General features: G+C 55.5%; 15 protein-coding genes and 1 other annotated feature. All 15 genes read right to left on the bottom strand.

Features of this window, described 5'->3' with window-relative positions; translation table 11 throughout:
• Positions 1-73: 73 nt before the first annotated feature.
• The 15 genes from mreD to cobA all read right to left on the bottom strand — a co-directional run bounded on the left by mreD (position 74) and on the right by cobA (position 18,305).
• Positions 74-604, bottom strand: a complete 531-nt coding sequence (gene mreD, locus GCU45_RS08255; RefSeq protein ID WP_425281290.1) for a rod shape-determining protein MreD — start codon at positions 602-604, stop codon at positions 74-76.
• A complete protein-coding gene (gene mreC, locus GCU45_RS08260) occupies positions 601-1,473 on the bottom strand; it encodes a rod shape-determining protein MreC (RefSeq protein ID WP_152398600.1) in 873 nt (290 codons plus the stop codon). Before mreC ends, mreD begins: the two co-directional genes overlap by 4 nt.
• A gap of 54 nt (positions 1,474-1,527) precedes the next feature.
• Positions 1,528-2,562: a rod shape-determining protein gene (locus GCU45_RS08265; RefSeq protein ID WP_076174388.1), complete on the bottom strand. Its 1,035-nt coding sequence runs from the start codon at positions 2,560-2,562 to the stop codon at positions 1,528-1,530.
• 39 nt (positions 2,563-2,601) lie between these two features.
• The gene (gene radC, locus GCU45_RS08270; protein ID WP_076174385.1) at positions 2,602-3,291 is read right to left on the bottom strand and encodes a RadC family protein; all 690 of its coding nucleotides are present in this window, start codon (positions 3,289-3,291) and stop codon (positions 2,602-2,604) included.
• 43 nt (positions 3,292-3,334) lie between these two features.
• Entirely contained in the window at positions 3,335-3,937 is a 603-nt protein-coding gene (locus GCU45_RS08275) for a Maf family protein (protein ID WP_105446166.1), read from the bottom strand.
• Between the two features lie 25 nt (positions 3,938-3,962).
• Entirely contained in the window at positions 3,963-4,205 is a 243-nt protein-coding gene (locus GCU45_RS08280; protein WP_076174380.1) for a DUF4321 domain-containing protein, read from the bottom strand.
• Between the two features lie 118 nt (positions 4,206-4,323).
• The gene (locus GCU45_RS08285) at positions 4,324-5,625 is read right to left on the bottom strand and encodes an SPOR domain-containing protein (RefSeq protein WP_152398601.1); all 1,302 of its coding nucleotides are present in this window, start codon (positions 5,623-5,625) and stop codon (positions 4,324-4,326) included.
• 184 nt (positions 5,626-5,809) lie between these two features.
• Complete coding sequence (gene murC / locus GCU45_RS08290; protein WP_105446197.1) at positions 5,810-7,174, bottom strand: UDP-N-acetylmuramate--L-alanine ligase; 1,365 nt, start codon at positions 7,172-7,174, stop codon at positions 5,810-5,812.
• 4 nt (positions 7,175-7,178) lie between these two features.
• Positions 7,179-8,555 (bottom strand): bifunctional folylpolyglutamate synthase/dihydrofolate synthase, encoded by a 1,377-nt coding sequence (locus GCU45_RS08295; protein WP_152398602.1) that lies wholly within the window; start codon positions 8,553-8,555, stop codon positions 7,179-7,181.
• Between the two features lie 45 nt (positions 8,556-8,600).
• A complete protein-coding gene (locus GCU45_RS08300) occupies positions 8,601-11,267 on the bottom strand; it encodes a valine--tRNA ligase (RefSeq protein ID WP_152398603.1) in 2,667 nt (888 codons plus the stop codon).
• A gap of 58 nt (positions 11,268-11,325) precedes the next feature.
• Positions 11,326-11,582: a binding site (T-box leader), on the bottom strand.
• A 275-nt stretch (positions 11,583-11,857) separates the two neighbouring features.
• Positions 11,858-13,306 (bottom strand): LysM peptidoglycan-binding domain-containing protein, encoded by a 1,449-nt coding sequence (locus GCU45_RS08305; protein WP_244364476.1) that lies wholly within the window; start codon positions 13,304-13,306, stop codon positions 11,858-11,860.
• 129 nt (positions 13,307-13,435) lie between these two features.
• Positions 13,436-14,332: an RluA family pseudouridine synthase gene (locus GCU45_RS08310; RefSeq protein ID WP_152398605.1), complete on the bottom strand. Its 897-nt coding sequence runs from the start codon at positions 14,330-14,332 to the stop codon at positions 13,436-13,438.
• Positions 14,329-15,630 (bottom strand): glutamate-1-semialdehyde 2,1-aminomutase, encoded by a 1,302-nt coding sequence (gene hemL / locus GCU45_RS08315; protein ID WP_167527094.1) that lies wholly within the window; start codon positions 15,628-15,630, stop codon positions 14,329-14,331. Before hemL ends, GCU45_RS08310 begins: the two co-directional genes overlap by 4 nt.
• 66 nt (positions 15,631-15,696) lie before the next feature.
• Positions 15,697-16,695, bottom strand: a complete 999-nt coding sequence (gene hemB / locus GCU45_RS08320) for a porphobilinogen synthase (protein ID WP_105446159.1) — start codon at positions 16,693-16,695, stop codon at positions 15,697-15,699.
• 56 nt (positions 16,696-16,751) lie between these two features.
• Entirely contained in the window at positions 16,752-18,305 is a 1,554-nt protein-coding gene (cobA, locus tag GCU45_RS08325) for a uroporphyrinogen-III C-methyltransferase (protein ID WP_152398606.1), read from the bottom strand.
• Positions 18,306-18,310 lie beyond the last annotated feature (5 nt).

Consider the following 18,310-nt stretch of genomic DNA (forward strand, 5'->3'; position numbering starts at 1 on the left):
TCCCTCCCATCTCTATACATTTCGTTCCCGGATGCATAAGTTCCTGCCTGATTATGCAAATTGTAAGGGCGGTTTACGCCGCCTTTTCCACTTTTGCGCGTTTACCAAGCTTCTCAAGCTGCTTGCGCAGCGGAACATAAATGATTAACCCGAAAACGAAATGAACGACCAGATCGGGCAGAATATGGTGCAGCAGGTTCCAGTTATACGGAACGGCCGTGAGCGAGAACACCCGGTAGATCCCGTACAGCAGGCTGTCAAACAGCAGACTTCCCAAAATGATGACCGTCATCATGACCGGCATTTGGGCGCGCGGCATCCGAAAAATAAAGCCCATAATATAAGCCGTAACCCCCATAACAAAGGAATACGTGCCAATCATATCCCCGTAAAAAACGACGTCATGCAGCATGCCGAATATAATCCCGAGAACGAGCGCGGTATGACGGTGATGATATACCGAAACAAATAACAGGACGATAAAGACCAGATTCGGCGAAATAACGTTCTGCCAGGAGCCCGGCAGCAGCCAGGGAACGACCGTCCCTTCGAGAAGAAAAAGGACGAACAGCAGCAGGATCAGCACTTGCTTGCGGACCATTATTGCGGTACCTCCGGTTGAGATACGACAAATAGCATCTTCCAATCCTGAAACTCCGCCGCAGGCTCAATAGTAGCCGTCTTCGTCTTCCCGAACGGGCTGACCTGTACCTTGGTGACTTTGCCGATGATCAGGCCTTGCGGATACTTGCTCGGATCTCCTGAGGAAACGATGGTATCCCCTACCTTGATCGGATCGTTCTCTTTGATCTGGGTCATCTGCAGGGTCTTGCTGACTTCGTCATAACTTTCGATAATTCCGAAAACCTTATGATTGCTCAGCGCCGTCGCCGAAATGCCGTTGGAATTCGGGTCCTTCTCATCCATCGTCGTAATCAGCTTGACGGTCGACGTGAAGTTGCTGACATGGCTGATGACCCCGACAAGGCCTTCGCTCGAAATGACGGACTGGCCGACCTTTATGCCGTCCCGCTCGCCCAGATCAATGACAAGGGAGCGGCTCACCGTGTCTGAGTTGACGCTAACGACCTGGGTAATATGATAAGTATAATTGTTCTGCTCTTTCTGGGCATTCGTAAAATGCAGCTTTTCTTCCAGTTCCTTATTTCGCTCTTCCATAAGATTATATTGGACCTTATCGCGCGTATAATGGGCAAGAGCAATCTTGAGCTCCTCGTTTTCTTTGTAGATGTCCCGCATATTGGCAATATCTTTAAACAAGCCCGCTATGTAACCAGCGGGCTTATAAAAGATATTTTGGGCAAATCCGACCGTATCCCTCAGAAACTTCTCGGGCCAGGATAACGAGGCCCGGGGCCCCAACGTAAATCCCATGAGCGCAATAAACATAACCAGAGCAATCAGTATAACAAACAATCGCTTATTGCCGAGCAGTTTAAACAGTTCTAACACCCTCTAACTTACTGATTTCTCTCCCATGATCAGGGGTGACCCGCCTATAAGTGCTTAACGTTTGGAACGTACGGCCGAACTGCTGCGGGATTTGAATAGATGAATGTTCTCGAGCGCTTTGCCCGTACCGATGGCGACGCAGTCCAGCGGATTGTCCGCCACGATGACCGGCATGCCGGTTTCTTGTGCGAGCAGCTTGTCCAAGTTGCGCAGCAGGGCTCCGCCTCCGGTCAGAACGATACCACGGTCCATAATGTCGGCGGCAAGCTCCGGCGGACATTTCTCCAGCGTTACCTTCACCGCTTCAACGATCGCATTGACCGTGTCAGACAGAGCTTCACTGATCTCATCGGATGTGATGGTAATCGTCTTCGGCAGGCCGGTTACGAGATCACGCCCGCGGATTTCGCTCGTTTCCACCTGTTCCAGCGGCAGCGCAGAGCCCACTTCCATTTTCAGCTGCTCTGAAGTCCGTTCCCCGATCATTAAATTGTATTGCCGTTTAATATATTGAATGATAGATTCGTCCATTTCGTCGCCGGCCACTCTGACCGAACGGCTCGTAACGATACCGCCCAGGGAAATAACCGCAACTTCAGTTGTACCCCCGCCGATGTCAACGACCATACTGCCTGTCGGCTCCCATACCGGAAGATCTGCACCGATGGCTGCCGCAAACGGCTCTTCGATGGTGTAAGCCTCACGCGCACCCGCCTGCTTGGTGGCATCTTCAACCGCCCGCTGCTCTACGGCAGTAATGCCCGAAGGTACACAAACCATCACGTTCGGATGGCGCTGGAACATAGAGCGCTGCTTTTGCGCCTGACGGATAAAATATTTAATCATAGTGGCCGTCGTGTCAAAATCTGCGATGACCCCGTCCTTCATCGGACGGATGGCACGGATATTCCCCGGCGTGCGGCCGATCATTTTCTTGGCGGATTCACCAACGGCTTCAATGCTCTTCGTATCGGTGCGCAAAGCGACTACCGAGGGCTCTCTTACGACAATTCCTTTTCCACGGACATAAACGAGCGTATTCGCCGTCCCCAAGTCAATACCCAAATCTTTCGTGAAGCTCCCTAACATGCTGTAATCTCCCTTTCTTCGTCAATCTCAACTATTATATTACATCAAGCCTTGCTCCTTCAAACTGACGTATCCTCCATCACCGATAATCAAATGATCCAACACCTCTATGCCCACAATGTCCCCTGCCTCCTTCAACCGGGCGGTCAGGGAAATATCTTCTGGACTAGGGGTGGGATCTCCACTGGGATGATTGTGTGCACAAACGACGGATGCGCTGCTGCATTTAATGGCTGCGCGAAACACCTCGCGGGGGTGCACGATGGAGGCGTTCAGACTGCCGATCGAAAGCGTCTCTTGAGCAATAATGTGATTTTTCGTATTCAAAAACAAACAGACAAAATGTTCTTTTTGCAAATACCGCAGCTGCTCTGAGAGCACGTTTGCGGCATCCTTCGGGCTCCGTATCGTAACGGGCTCCTCTTTGCGAGCTCTGGATAAGCGCTGTCCGAGCTCGATTCCGGCTTTGAGCTGCAGCGCCTTCGCGCTGCCGATGCCCCGAATGGACATCAGCTCCTCGACGCTCAGGTCGACCAGATTTCGCAAACTGCCGACTTGCTTCAGTATCCGCTGAGCCAAATGTACGGCTGACTCCTGGCGGGTTCCCGTCCGAAGCAAAATAGCAAGCAGTTCGGCATGGCTTAAAGCACTCGCCCCATATTCAAGCATGCGTTCTCTCGGGCGTTCTTCATGGGGGATGTCGCGCAGCAGATAAGTTTGCGACTCCATAAGTTCCCCTTCTTTCCCTTCATTCAAATAACATCCGCAAGTTTTACAAAACGTCGATTCCGAACTCGCCCAGCATGTCCGAAAGCAGGGACAGCGGCAGTCCGACCACGTTAAAATAGCATCCTTCGATCCGTTCGACGATCGTTGACCCGAGTCCCTGGATCGCATAGGCGCCCGCTTTGTCATCAGGCTCTCCGCTCATGGCGTAAGCCTCTACCTGGCGCCCGGTGAGCGGCTTCATCGTCACCGACGTCACACGATGGCGCACCATCGTCTTGCCGTTCATGACATCGATGACGGCGACTCCCGTATATACCTCGTGGGTCCGGCCTTGCAGCGATGTCAGCATGCGAACCGCATCCTGCTTGTCGACCGGCTTGCCCAGCACCTGATTGTCCAGCACAACAACCGTATCACTGCCGACGATCACGGCATCCTCCTTATCATCATGAAGCGAGGCATGAACGGCTTCCGCTTTGCGTAAGGCCAATCCTTCCACGACCTGCTGCGGTGTCCAATCTTCGGGTGTATGTTCTTCAGCGTGACTGGGACGGATCTCAAACGGAATATGTAGAGAAGCGATCAGCTCCTGCCTTCTCGGTGAAGTTGATGCCAGAATAATGCGGCGTGAATGGTTTGATTTCAATGAAAGGATCTCCTTTGTCCGGTAGTTAAAGCCTGCGATACAGCCACACGGAGACAATGATGCCGATCAAACTCAGCAGGCTTAGTTTCATTTGAATGGTAATGTCGTAACTGATAATGTCCAAATTAGCTTGCGGTGACCATTTGATCATCGTGGATGCGGTCAGAAAAGAAAGAGCTTGTACAGGCTCCAGCGCTTTGGCTATCCATGCTCCCGCCAGCCAGCCAAGCAGCAGAAACAGCAGTAATATTCCAACATTCTTCTTCATTCTTCTCTTCCCTCGCCATAATTTGACACCCACATTATTATACGGTTATTTGGACGTCAATACAAACACAAATCCGGCATGGGGAAGTATTTCCATTTCCACGCCGGATCTTTGTGTTTTATGCTTTTTCCAGGGAAGCGATAAGCTGCTTCTGCAGCATGATGAATTCCATCATCCTGGACTGGATTTCCCATAAATGCCCCTTCGCCGTATTTTTGTTGTATTCCTCGACGGACGAAAGCGAGCTGTTCATCGCCTGCTCCAGCTGCTTGCCCATCTCCTGCTGATCCGCGCCCAGGCCGGCCTGGAACGGCTTGGCCGCCTCCGTCCACTGCCGGTGCAAATCGGTCAAACGGTTCATATCCTCGGCACCGATTTTCCCCGGAAGATCCTTGCCCAGGAGGCTCGCCGATGTTTGGCTCAGCAGCGCAACCAGGTCCGCGCTCACCTGAAAATATTGGTTAACGGCCTCAGCGTCTCCGTTAAAATGCAGGGAGGTTGCGGCTGGGAGATCCACCTCCCGCACATACAGATCAACCCCTTCCGCCTTCAGCTGATTGCTGAGCAGCTTGGCCTGTTCGCGGTCTGTGGACAGGCCCGCATAAACCCGGTTTTCCTCATCCGGGTCGTTCCCTGCGGCAATGCCGTACTGCTCCAGCTCATCCTTCGCCTGCTGAACCCGGTCGACGGTGCTGAAGACCCCATACTGCAGCATGTAGTAGGTTTGAGGACCCACCTCGACGGCGACCGCCGGGACGGAAGCTTGATCCTCGCCGGACTGCGCAGAGGTGCTTACAGCACTCGGGTTTCCTGTGTTGCCGCCCGGGTCCATCCCCGCAGATCCGTCCTTGAAAAAGGAGAGGACCACCAAACCGAACAACGCCCCGGTGACGATTGCTCCAGTTACCGTTCCGACGACTTTCCATATCGATCCCGGCCGGTGAGGCCGGTAGGAATACTCCTCGATGATGGGCCCGGGCCCCGCTGCATCGGGTCTGTTCTCGATGTTATCGTAGGCATCATAGTCCTCCCTGACCGTGTACCTATTATTGGCACGATCCAGGTCCCAGTCTTCTGAGCTGTCCGGATAGCGATGATCTGGCCCTTCCGCAACGGAATCATGCTCAGGAGTATCGTCTGCCCGCTCCTGGATTCCGTAACCCATCCTCTCCTCCAGACGCTCCCAGCTGTCCTCCCTGTTGAACGGATCACTCCATCCCTCCATCGACGCAGGCACAGCCGATATCGGGGTACGCTTTGTTTCAACATCGCGGCGGTTGCTTCCGGAATTACGATCATCCGCCCATGCAGGGTTCTGTGCAGCCGATTCCGCAACCGTCAGCTGTCCGCGGTCCTTCTTATCTTCAAGCTGGCGCCCTTGTTCTTCATCAAACCGGAACGTCATTCTCGCCTTGTTCACACCCAAACACCTCACCCTTGTCCGTATCTACTATGTATATATGATAGATTTCCAGAAGTTATGTTTGATTGTCCCACGAAAATGACAAGAGCAAAAAAACCGTAATCCCCCTTCAGAATCAAGGAATTACGGTTTCTTCGGTCATGATCATATGCAGCCCGTGCCCATCCGGCAGAGGCATACCTTACATTGTCTTGGCGATTTCCGCCCCGACTTTCCAAATGTCGCCTGCCCCCATGGTCAGGACAAGCACCCCTGGCTGGAGCCGCGGCTTCAGATCGTTCAGGACATCTTCCTTCGTCGGCAAATAACGGGCACCCGCATTGCTGTTTTTGACGATCAAATCAACCAGCTTGGAAGAGCTCACGCCCTCGATCTGCTTCTCTCCGGCTGGCGAATAAATGTCGGTAATGATCACTTCATCGGCTCCGCCGAAAGCCCGGCTGAATGCATCGAGCAGGAAGAAGGTCCGTGTATAGCGCTGCGGCTGGAACACGGCGATAATCTTTTTACCCGTAGCCTTGGCGGCGCTGATGGTAGCTTCGATCTCCGTCGGGTGATGCGCGTAATCGTCGATGATCAGAATATCGTTCTTCTCACCGAGCACCTGGAAACGGCGTTTGGCGCCGTGGAACTTCGAAACGCCCGCAGCGATGGATTCGAACGGAATCCCGGCCTTCAAGCAGGCGATCACCGTGGCCATGGCGTTATAGACGTTATGGCGTCCCGGAACCGAAAGCTCGACGGTTCCCAGCGTCTGTCCGTTATGCTTCATCGTGAAGGATACGTGACGGTCGCCCAGGACCAGATCCTCGGCGGTATATTCCGCATCGGAATCGATCCCATAGGTGGCCACATTGCAGCGGATCGAAGGAAGGATCGCGCGAATATTCGCGTCATCAGCACAGACGACGGCCGTGCCATCTTCCTTGATCTGGCTCAAAAACTGCACATAAGCGCTCTTCAGCTTCTCGAAATCGCCGTCGTAGTTTTCAAGATGATCCGCCTCAATGTTCGTCACGATGCCGAGCCACGGATGGTACTGCAAAAAGGAGCCGTCGCTCTCATCCGCCTCAGCCACCACGTAGTCCCCTTTGCCGGCCTTGGCGTTCGTGCCGACGTTCATAATTTCCCCGCCGATAATAAACGTCGGATCTGCGCCGCATTCCTCCATGGCGAGTGCAATCATGGACGACGTAGTCGTCTTGCCGTGTGCTCCCGCAACGGCGATGCCCTTGCGCTCATTCAGCAATCTGGCCAGCATTTGCGAGCGGTGAAGGATCGGAATGTTCAGATGCTCCGCCTCTCTTCGTTCCACGTTGTCTTTGGGAAGCGCCGTCGAATAGACGACCAAATCCGCTCCGTGAACCTGCTCGGCCGTATGGCCTATATAAATTTTGGCTCCCTTGGCAGCCAGTTTTTCCGTTAATTCCTGGGCGGCCACGTCCGAACCCGTGACCGTGTATCCCATTTCCAGCATAACCCGTGCGATGGCGCTCATCCCGTAGCCACCAATACCGATAAAATGAACATGTTCAGAATTCAACAGATTTTCACCAACCTTTTTCAGAATCGGTCTGACCCAGCAGGGCTGCCCGCACATCAGAAATCAAATACAGCGTGCCGGACACCACTGCCAAATCCCCCGGTTCTGTCCGTGACTTAAGTATGTCTAGCGCGTGTTTCCAATCCGGTTCTACGATGATCTGCAAACCTGGTTTGCCGTGAGAATGCTTCAGCCGCTCCACAATGTCCAGCAAAGCATCAGCGTCCATTTTTTTCCGGAAGTCCGGCTCGGTCAGGATAAGCGTATCCACTATTGGAAGTATATGCTTCAAAGAGGACTCATGATGCTTATTTGACAGCATTCCCATCATCAAATTTAACTGTTTAAAGTGATAATGCCTTTTAAGGCTCTTGCTGAGGCTCTCCAGCCCCTCCGGATTATGCGCCCCGTCCAGAACAATCCGCGGAGAATCGCCCACTTCTTCGAGCCGGCCGGCCCACTTCGTATCCCGGAACCCCTTCAGCAGATCCTCATCGTCCATGACAAAAGCCATGTACTGCCGCAGCACTTCCAGCGCCATCATCGCGCCGGCCGCATTGGCAATCTGGTGCTCGCCCTTCATTCCGATGCTCAGATCCAGCTCGCGGAAAGGACCTTTGAAATGGAACGTCTGCAAGGAACCGTCCAGACGGGTATATTCGTAGGTGAACTGCTCTCCCGCCAAATACAGCGTCGTGCGGCACTCTTCGGCTTTTTGCTTCAGCACCTCAATGACTTCCGGCTGGTTCACGCAGCTGACCACCGGAACGCCTGGTTTGATAATGCCGGCCTTTTCCGTGGCGATTTCCACAAGCGTATCGCCAAGAATATCGGTGTGGTCCATCCCGACATTGGTGATGATGGAGACGATGGGGTGAACGATGTTCGTTACATCCAGCCTTCCCCCGAGCCCGGTCTCCCATACAACCACGTCAGGGTAGCATTCCTCGGCATAATACAGAATCGCCAGAGCCGTGGACACTTCGAACATCGTCGGCGATCCGAGCTCCGTGGCCGCAATCTCCTGCACCGCAGGGTACAGGCGGTTCGCCAGGGAGAGCAGCACCTCCTCCGGAATGTCTTCCCCGTTGTACTGAAAGCGGTTCGTGAATTTGGTGATATACGGCGAAGTAAACGTGCCTACCGAATAACCGCTTTGCAGAAGTACACGGGTCAGGTAAGCGCATGTCGACCCTTTCCCGTTCGTACCGGCGACATGAATGAATTTCAGCCTCCGGTGCGGGTTCCCGAACTTCTCCATTAACGTTTCGATCCGCTGCATCCCCGGTCTGATCCCAAACGGAATCAGACCGTTAATCCAATTCGCCGCCTCTTCATATGTGCGCAGAGAAGCCTCCCGTCCGGCTTCCAATTGATCCCCCATACCATTCACCTTCTGAATTTTAGTTAAGTTTCTGCTGCGTCGTGATCAGCCTCTCAGCTCTTCGATCCGTGCGATGACTTTGCTGCGTTTATCGGAATAGTCGGCCATCTTGGCCTTCTCCTCTTCAATGACTTTTGCCGGCGCTTTCGCCACAAAGCCTTCATTGGCCAGCTTTTTCTCCACCCGCTGCACTTCGCTGTTCAGATGCTGCAGCTCTTTCTCCAGCCGCGCAATCTCCTGGTCAATGTCAATCAGACCGGCAAGCGGCAGGTACAGCTCGGCACCGGTAATCACGGCGGTCATCGCCTTGTCCGGCGTCGTCAGGTCGAGACCTGCCGTAAAGCTCGAGGTGTTGCAGAAGCGCTGAACGTATACTTCGTTCCGGTTCACGATCTGCAGCACTTGCTCGTCGCCCGCCTTCAGCATCAGCTCGATCTTCTTGCTCATCGGAACATTAACCTCTGCGCGGATGTTGCGAACGGCACGGATGGCATCCATCAGCAGCGACATCTCGGCTGCAGCTTCGGCATCCTCGAAGGCTGGATCATACTCCGGCCATGCCGCAAGCGTGATCGTTTCCCCTTCGTGAGGCAGATGCTGCCAAATTTCTTCGGAGATGAACGGCATAAACGGATGAATCATCCGCAGCGTGCGGTCCAGCACATAGCTAAGCACCGACTGCGTCGTTTTCTTGGCGCTCACATTGTCTCCGTACAAAGAGAGTTTGGCAAACTCAATGTACCAGTCACAGAGGTCATCCCAAATGAAGTTATACAGGAGCCGGCCCGTTTCACCAAATTCGTAGGCATCTATTAGACGCGTAATGTCACGGGAAGTTTCGTTCAGGCGGTGGAGAATCCAGCGGTCCGCCGTGCTGAGCTCTCCGCTTATGTCAATGTCGTCATATGTGAATCCTTCCAGATTCATCAGAGCGAAACGGGAGGCATTCCAGATTTTATTGGCAAAGTTGCGCGCCTGCTCCACGCGTTCCCACCGGAAGCGCAGATCCTGCCCCGGCGTGCTGCTCGTGGAGATCATGTAGCGCATCGCATCTGCGCCGTACCGTTCGATGACGTCGAGCGGATCAACGCCGTTGCCGAGCGACTTGGACATTTTCCGTCCTTCGGAATCCCGGACCAGTCCGTGCATCAGCACGTCCTTGAACGGAATTTCGCCCGTAAATTCCAGCGCGGTAAAGATCATCCGGGCTACCCAGAAATAGATGATGTCATAGCCCGTAACGAGCACGTTCGTCGGATAATAACGTTCCAGATCCGCCGTCTGCTCCGGCCAGCCGAGGGTAGAGAACGGCCACAGCGCCGAACTGAACCAGGTGTCCAGAACGTCGTTGTCCTGCGTAAGCTCGGTGCTTCCGCATTTGGAGCATTGAGTTACATCCTCATGGGCTACGTGGATCTCGCCGCAGGATTCGCAGTACCAAGCCGGGATCCGGTGTCCCCACCACAGCTGGCGGGAAATACACCAATCCCGGACGTTTTCGATCCAGTTCAGGTATGTTTTCTCAAAACGCTCCGGAACGAAGCGTACCCCTTTGCCCGCCTTTTGCGCCTCGATGGCTCTTTCCGCGAGCGGCTGCATTTTAACGAACCACTGTGTTGACAAATAAGGCTCGACTACGGCGCCTGTGCGCTCGCTGTGCCCAACCTGGTGCACATGGTCTTCGATTTTGATCAGCACGCCGAGGTCCTTCAAATCCTGAACGATCTGCTTGCGGCAATCGGCCCGGTCCATGCCTTCGTACTTCGCGGCCTGGTCATTCATCGTGCCGGTCTCGTCCATCACGATGATTTGCGGCAGATCGTGGCGCAATCCCACCTCAAAATCGTTCGGATCGTGTGCCGGGGTAATTTTTACGGCGCCGCTGCCGAATTCGCGTTCCACGTACTCGTCGGCAATAATCGGAATCTCGCGTCCGACAATCGGGAGCACGAGCATCTTGCCGATCATATCCTTGTAGCGCTCGTCTTTTGGATGAACCGCTACCGCCGTATCGCCAAGCATCGTCTCAGGACGCGTGGTCGCTACCGTAATGTGGCCGCTTCCGTCCTTCAGCGGATACTGCAAATGATACAGATGGCCGTTGACTTCTTTATATTCAACCTCAATATCGGACAAGGCGGTTCTGGCGGCCGGATCCCAGTTGATGATCTTTTTGCCGCGGTAGATCAGCCCTTTTTCATAGAGTTTCACGAAAACTTCGCGAACCGCCTTCGACAGACCTTCGTCAAGCGTAAACCGCTCTCTGGAGTAATCCAGCGAAAAGCCCATTTTGGCCCACTGTTCATGAATCGTTTCCGCGTATTGGTCCTTCCATTCCCACACTTTCTCCAGGAACTTCTCGCGCCCCAGGTCGTGGCGGCTAATATTCTGCTCACGCAGCTTCTGCTCCACCTTGGTCTGTGTCGCGATGCCCGCATGGTCCGAACCCGGAAGCCACAAGGCGTCGTACCCCTGCATCCGCTTCGTGCGAATCAGAATATCCTGCAGGGTAAAGTCGAGGGCGTGCCCGATGTGGAGCATCCCCGTTACGTTTGGCGGCGGAATCACGATCGTATACGGCTCCGCCTCGGGCTTCTGCCCGGCTTTGAAATACTGGCCGTCGATCCAGTATTTGTACCATTTCTTTTCGGCCGATTTCGGGTCATACGTCGTCGGCATCCCGGTTGTTGCTTGGTTTTCCTGGTCTGTCATATTGTTCATCCTCCATCACAAGATCAGCTTTGCCAAAAATACAAAAAACCTTTCGTCCTCAAAGGACGAAAGGCTGTTCTTTCGCGGTACCACCTTTGTTTTGCGGCAGGCAGCACAAACACGCATGCCCCGCAACACTCCATACAGATAACGGCTGCAGCCGGCCGGCTCTACCTCCCGCGCCTTCGGGCGCAAGTGCTCAAACCGACAACTTCCGGGCGACTTCGGACAGCTGCATCCTGCGGAATCTTCCAGCGCTGCAATTCCGCTCTCTGAAGGGCAATACCGCCTACTCTTCCCGTTCATCGTTTTTGTGAAGATGGTAAAATGGATTCATTTTCAGTGAAGCTGAAGCGTTTCATATCGCAAGAAAAACTTCCGCCAAATACGGAATGTCATCTGTACTTGACGTTCGTTGATGTTTTTCTGCAAAACATATACTCCATAATAACGCGCTTCATGTCGATAGTCAACTTCCCTTGGCCCAAAGTGCAGGACCTTTTTCCCGTGTTCAGGCAGACCTCATCCCGGGAACAAAAAAAGAGCCTGGCGCCGCAAAGCGCCAGGCTCTTCTGATTACGTCAAAAACGTTACGGGATATACAGAATTTGACCTTCCTGCACGGTCTGGTCCGCCAGCCGGTTGTACAGCACAAGCTCCCGTGGCGTCAGCTGATAACGGTCGGCGATCGTCTCGAGCGTCTCCTCCCGCTGAACGATGCACAGCCGGACCTTACGGAAAGGAGTCTGCTCGGAGATACTGCCGAGGAACAGGTTCTTCCATTTGATATCATCGGCTTCAGCAGCACCCGCGCTGGCGATGGCATCAGCAGCCTGCTGCTCCTCCTGCGCCTGCTGGTACTCAAGCTCCTTGATCGAACGGCTTGAGGACAAGATCGAGGAAAAGCCGATCGCTTCCTTCTCGCTGGACTCGGGTTCCTTCTTGCTTCCTAACGCGATCCGCATTTCCCGGTCTTCAGGCGGTTCTTCCTGCTGAACTTTATCCTGGAAAGCTCCAAACGGGAACGTAGGCTCGCTGAACGGGTCTTTACCCGCCGCGTTCAAATAGATGTCTTCTTCCTGCTCTTCATCCGCCTGAACCGCCGTAGCTTCCGGATGCAGCAGCTCCGACTCCTCTTCATGCTCAAAATGCCACTTGTTCGGGTACTGGGGCTCCGCTGTCCGGTCTGATGGTTCCTTGTCCGTATGTAAAGCGGATAATCCGGCCACCTGCGGCGGAGGCGCTGCCGCTTCCCGCTCAGGTTCGCGGGCAAATTCCCATGCGGTAGACGGCGCAGTTTCACGGGAATCGGACGCCTGAGGCACAGCCGTTTCCTCCGGCTCGGACGGAGGAACAGCAGCCGCTTGCCATACGGCTTCCCAGGCTGCCGCTTCCCGTGCTTCATCCGAGTCACTGGCTTCCGCGGCTTCGATCGGAACCTGTTCCGGCTGCTCTGCCTGAATTTGGGACTGAGGCGGCGCAAAGGACGGAGCCGGTGCGGTCCAGACAGGCGCAGGGTCGTCCGGCGGCGTGAATTCACGCTGTTCCGGTTCTGCCGAAGCCGGTTCTTCCTCCCGCTCTTGCGCGAAGATAGCCGCTTCCTCCGGAAGGTCCTCATCCGGTGCATGAACCACCGTGAATTCGTCCGCTTTCCAGGCGGGTGATTCCGCGACCTGAGTCTCGATGCCGCGCAGAGAGAGAACGCCCGTAATATTCAGGCTTCGTTTGGACAGAAGGTCGACGTCGAAATTTTCGATTTCCACCGCAATGTCATCCAGCGAGGTTACCCGGTTCAAGGGAACCGTAATTTCCACTGGAATGAAATGCTCCAGCCGCTGCGTCCCTTCTTCCTCACCTTCGCTTCTGTACAGCCCCGACAGGAGCAGATGCCCGCGCAGACTGGCTTGTTCGTCCTGGCTGATCACTTGAATATGCGGAAGCAGCTCGATTTCCTCGAGTTCTTCGATTCCCGCCACGTCTTCGTTTAAATGAATGCGTTCGTAAATGTCAAAGCGTAAACCGTAGGACTGGTCAAACACAAATAACGTCCTCCTTTTCGGCATATTTCTAACCGTGGGCCATCCCCACAGCACGAGCCAAAATCGTTACTCGTTCTATTTATATGCTTTAAAAAGAGGAGCATGCCAGTTTTCATATGATACTTAGGTTTACGCTCTCACAAGGGCTTTGAGACGCTCCATATCCTCGGGCCACGGATCGCTCACCTCAATCTGCTCGCGTGTGAGCGGATGGGCGAAAGAGAGACGCTCCCCGTGAAGCGCCTGCCTGCCGATGGTGGACATGCTTCCGCCGTACAGAGCATCACCCAGCAGCGGGTGGCCGACATGACTGAGATGAACGCGGATCTGATGCGTCCGTCCGGTTTCCAGTTCCAAGTAGACGATGCTGGCTTGATTCCCGGCTTCTGCATGGAGAATCCGGGTCACCGCAGATTGCCCTCCCGGAGACACCCGTCTGCGCTGCTTGTGATGGCGGTCCTTGCCGATGGGCAGGTCGATGACCTTCAGATCCGCAGGGATCCGCCCCTCGACAAAGGCGGCGTAAATCCGCGAAATCCGCTTGCCGCTCATCTCCTTGTCCAGCACAAGCTGCGCCCAGTCATTTTTGGCATACAGCACGGGCCCGGTGGTATGCTGGTCGAGCCGATGAATATGCCTGACCGCAATCTCTTCCCCCTGCATCTGATAATGGGCGGCCACGGCATGATCCAACGTGATTTCGTCGGAGTGTCCATCCGGGTGAACCATCATCCCGGCAGGCTTGTGAACGACCAGGCAGAAGTCGTCCTCGTACAGCACGGTGAGATCCATCCAGATCGGCTCGATCCCCGCCTTGCGGGCAGCAAAAAGGGCCAGCCGAAGCCGGTCCCCTTTCCACTCGATGCCATTTGATGCCTTAAGCTGTCCAAGCAGCTTCTCCGGCATGCCTGCCTCGTTCAGCAGCCACGCCGCGGCCGCCGCTTCGCGGTCTTCGGCCGATGCGATTTTTTTGCCCGGAGCCAGCTCCAGCCATTCCCCGCGCCGGAGCCAGTGGTTCAGGCTCACAGCTGCTTGAGGGCGTTGTAATTGGCTTCGATCGTCGCATCGATGTCTTCGATGCTGTGGGCAGCCGATACAAACATCCCCTCAAATTGGGAAGGAGCCACGCTCACGCCTTCCTCAATCAGATTGCCGAAATATTTGGTGAAGCGGCGAATGTCGCTCGTTTTCGCCGTATCGTAATTCACGACAGGCCCTTCCGTGAAGAAAGGACATACCATGGAACCGACGCGGTTAATCGTCACCGGAATGCCAAGCTCTTTGGCATTTTTCACAAAACCGGCCTCCAGACGGGATGCGCGCTCTTCCAGCTGGTCATATACGGCAGACGTCAGGAGCTTCAGTGTCGTAAACCCGGCCGCCATGGCCAGCGGATTTCCGCTCAGCGTGCCCGCTTGATAAATCGGACCCGACGGCGCCACTTTCTCCATAATTTCGCGTTTGCCACCGTATGCGCCGACAGGCAGTCCGCCACCGATGACCTTGCCCAGGCAAGTCAGGTCAGGCGTAATGCCGAACCGGCCTTGGGCACAGTTCAAATGAACACGGAACCCGGTCATGACCTCATCAAAAATGAGCAGGCTGCCATATTTTTCCGTAATTTCGCGCAGGCCCTCCAGAAAGCCCGGAAGCGGAGGTACGACGCCCATGTTGCCGGCTACCGGCTCCACGATAACGCAGGCGATCTCCTCGCCAAAACGTTCAAAGGCAAGCTTTACGGACTCAAGGTCGTTATACGCGACCGTGATCGTGTTGCTGGCCACGCTTTCCGGCACGCCCGGGCTGTCAGGCAGACCCAGCGTCGCCACCCCGGAGCCGGCTTTGATGAGCAGGCTGTCCGCGTGTCCATGATAGGAGCCTTCGAATTTCAAAATTTTGCTGCGTCCCGTGTACCCGCGGGCCAGGCGAATCGCGCTCATCGTCGCTTCCGTACCGGAATTGACCATCCGGACGATGTCGATTGAAGGGACACGCTCGCACACGAGCTTGGCCATCTCCGTCTCAATCAGCGTAGGCGCGCCGAAGCTCGTGCCTTTGGCCGCCGTTTCCTGAACCGCAGCAATCACTTCCGGATGGGCGTGTCCCATAATCAGGGGCCCCCAGGAGCCGACGTAGTCGATAAAACTGTTGCCGTCAATATCGTACACGCGCGATCCTTGGGCATGGTCCACATAAATCGGCGTAAGGCCGACCGATTTAAAGGCGCGGACCGGGCTGTTGACCCCGCCGGGAATATACTGCTTGGCTTCTTCAAAGGCCGACCGGGAAGCCTCCTCCTTGCGCTTTCCTGACATACTGCTCATGTCATTCACTCCAATCTATCGGTTTAAATCACCCCGCTAAGCGGGGATTTGGCTCCGCTGCTTCGGTTATCCCTTGATCCACCGGGCTACGTCTTTGGCAAAATAAGTAATAATGATATCCGCGCCGGCGCGCTTCATGCTCGTCAGCATTTCCTGCACCACGGCTTTTTCGTCGATCCAGCCTTGAATGGCCGCCGCTTTGACCATGGAGTACTCCCCGCTCACATTGTAGGCGACGAGCGGAAGGTCGAACTGATCTTTCAGCGTGCGCATAATGTCCATATAGGACAAAGAAGGCTTGACCATCAGCATGTCGGCCCCTTCAAGCACATCGGATTCCGCTTCACGCAGCGCTTCGCGCGCGTTGGCCGGATCCATCTGGTACGTTTTGCGGTCGCCGAACTGGGGTGCCGAGTCGGCTGCCTCGCGGAATGGGCCGTAGAAGGCGGAAGCATATTTGACCGAATAAGACATGATCGGAATATGCTCAAAGCCGTTCTCATCAAGCCCTGCGCGGATCGCCTGCACGAAGCCGTCCATCATGTTGGACGGGGCGATAATATCGGCGCCGGCTTTCGCCTGGGACACCGCCGTTTTGACCAGCAGCTCCAGCGATTCATCGTTCATGACGTCGCCGCACACATGGCCATCCCGTTCATAGGTATGCACCATGCCGCAGTGTCCATGATCCGTAAACTCGCAGAGGCAGGTGTCGGCTACGACGAGCAGGTCCGGATACCAGGACTTGATCAGGCGTGTCGCTTCCTGCACGATGCCGTCTTCCGCAAAGGCCGAGGAGCCGATGCTGTCCTTCGTTTCCGGAATGCCGAACAACAGCACGGCCGGAATGCCGAGGGAGGCAATTTCGTCCACTTCTTCTTTCAGCCGGTCCAGCGAAAAATGATAGACTCCCGGCATGGATGAAATCTCGTTTTTTATGTTTTCTCCATAGGTTACAAAAATCGGCATGATCAGGTCATTCACGTTCAGCACCGTTTCGCGCACCATGTTCCGCATGCCCGCGGACTGGCGGAGGCGCCGGTGTCTTACCATTGGAAAACTCATAGCTGTAAACCTCCTGTTGGTAGATATTTACGAGTCTAGGGTCATCCCAGACCCTTCTATTCTGATGCGGCCGCAGCTTCCGCGTTCCACAGGCACAGCGACCGGACAAGACTGTCCAGCGTCGCTTCTTCGGCAATGATGCCTACTTCAAGGCCCGCGTCACGGGCTGTCTTGGCCGTAATTTCTCCAATACATGCAACTTCCACGCCCTGCAGCAGCGCTGCCGGGTCCTGCACTCCCATCCGCTGCAAAATCGAGAGTAGATTGTTCACCGTCGACGAGCTGGTGAACGTCACGGCATGAATTCCGCCCTCTTCCAGCAGCCGGATCAATTCGGGATCGTCCTCCCGCCCGGCAATCGTCTGGTACATCACGGCGCTGGTGACCTCGAGCCCCATCTCCGCGAGCTTGTCAGGCAGCCAGTTTCGTGCCAGATCCCCGCGCGGAAGGAAGACCTTCTGGCCGGCGAGCAGTTGGCTGCCCAGCGACTCGATCAGTCCTTCCTGCTGGAAGCGGTCCGGCAGCTCCACGGGGATGATGCCCCGCTGCCCGAGCGCTTCGGCTGTGGCCGGGCCGACCGCTGCAATCCGCGCCCTGTACAGCTGCCGGATGTCCTTCCCCTGCTCCTTCAAATGGCGGAAGAAGTAGTCGACGCCGTTGGTGCTGGTGAAGAACACCCAGTCGTATTCACTGAGCCGGTCGAAGGCGTCCTTGAGGCCCTGCTTAAGCTCGGGCGCTTCGGGATACACCGTCTCGATCACCGGAAATTCGTAGGGCTCCCCGCCGAGCTCCTCGATCCGGTTGACCAGATCGCTTGCCTGGGCCCGGGAGCGGGTGACCAGGATCCGCTTGCCGAACAGCGGCTGCGACTCCGCCCATTTGAGCTGCTCGCGCTGCCGCACGACGTCGCCGACAACGATGACGGCCGGCGGCTGAAAGTTCGCCTGCTTCACTTTCTCCGCGATGTCGGCGAGCGTCCCGGCGAGCACCGCCTGCTCCGCCCGCGTCCCCCACCGGATCAAGGCCACCGGCGTGTCGGGCTTGCGTCCATGGCGCATCAGCTGCTCGGCGATATAACCGATCTTAGCCACGCCCATCATAAAGACCAGCGTTCCGGTCGCGTTCGTGACCTTGTCCCATTCGATCATCCGGTCCAGCTTGTCCGGGCTCTCATGCCCGGTGATGATGGACAAGGAAGAGGCCAAATCTCGGTGGGTCACCGGAATGCCTGCGTACGCCGGTACCCCGATCGCCGCCGTAATGCCGGGCACGATTTCATAAGGGATGCCGTTTCGCCTTAGCAGCTCGGCTTCCTCGCCTACGCGTCCGAATATCGTCGGATCGCCGCCCTTCAGCCGCACGACCGTTTTGCCCTGCAGGGCAAGGTCCACCAGCAGCTGGTTGATCTCTTCCTGCTTCATCGTATGGCGGTCCGGGAGCTTGCCGACGTATATTTTTTCCGTTCCTGGCTTGAGCGAATGCAGCAGCTGCGGCCCCGCCAGGCGGTCATACACGACGACATCCGCCTTTTGCAGGCATTCCAGCCCTTTTACCGTAATTAATTTGGCATGCCCGGGCCCGGCTCCCACCAAAAATACTCTTCCCGCCATGTTCT

It is taken from the genome of Paenibacillus cellulositrophicus (assembly GCF_009363095.1).
GTDB lineage: Bacteria > Bacillota > Bacilli > Paenibacillales > Paenibacillaceae > Paenibacillus_AQ > Paenibacillus_AQ favisporus.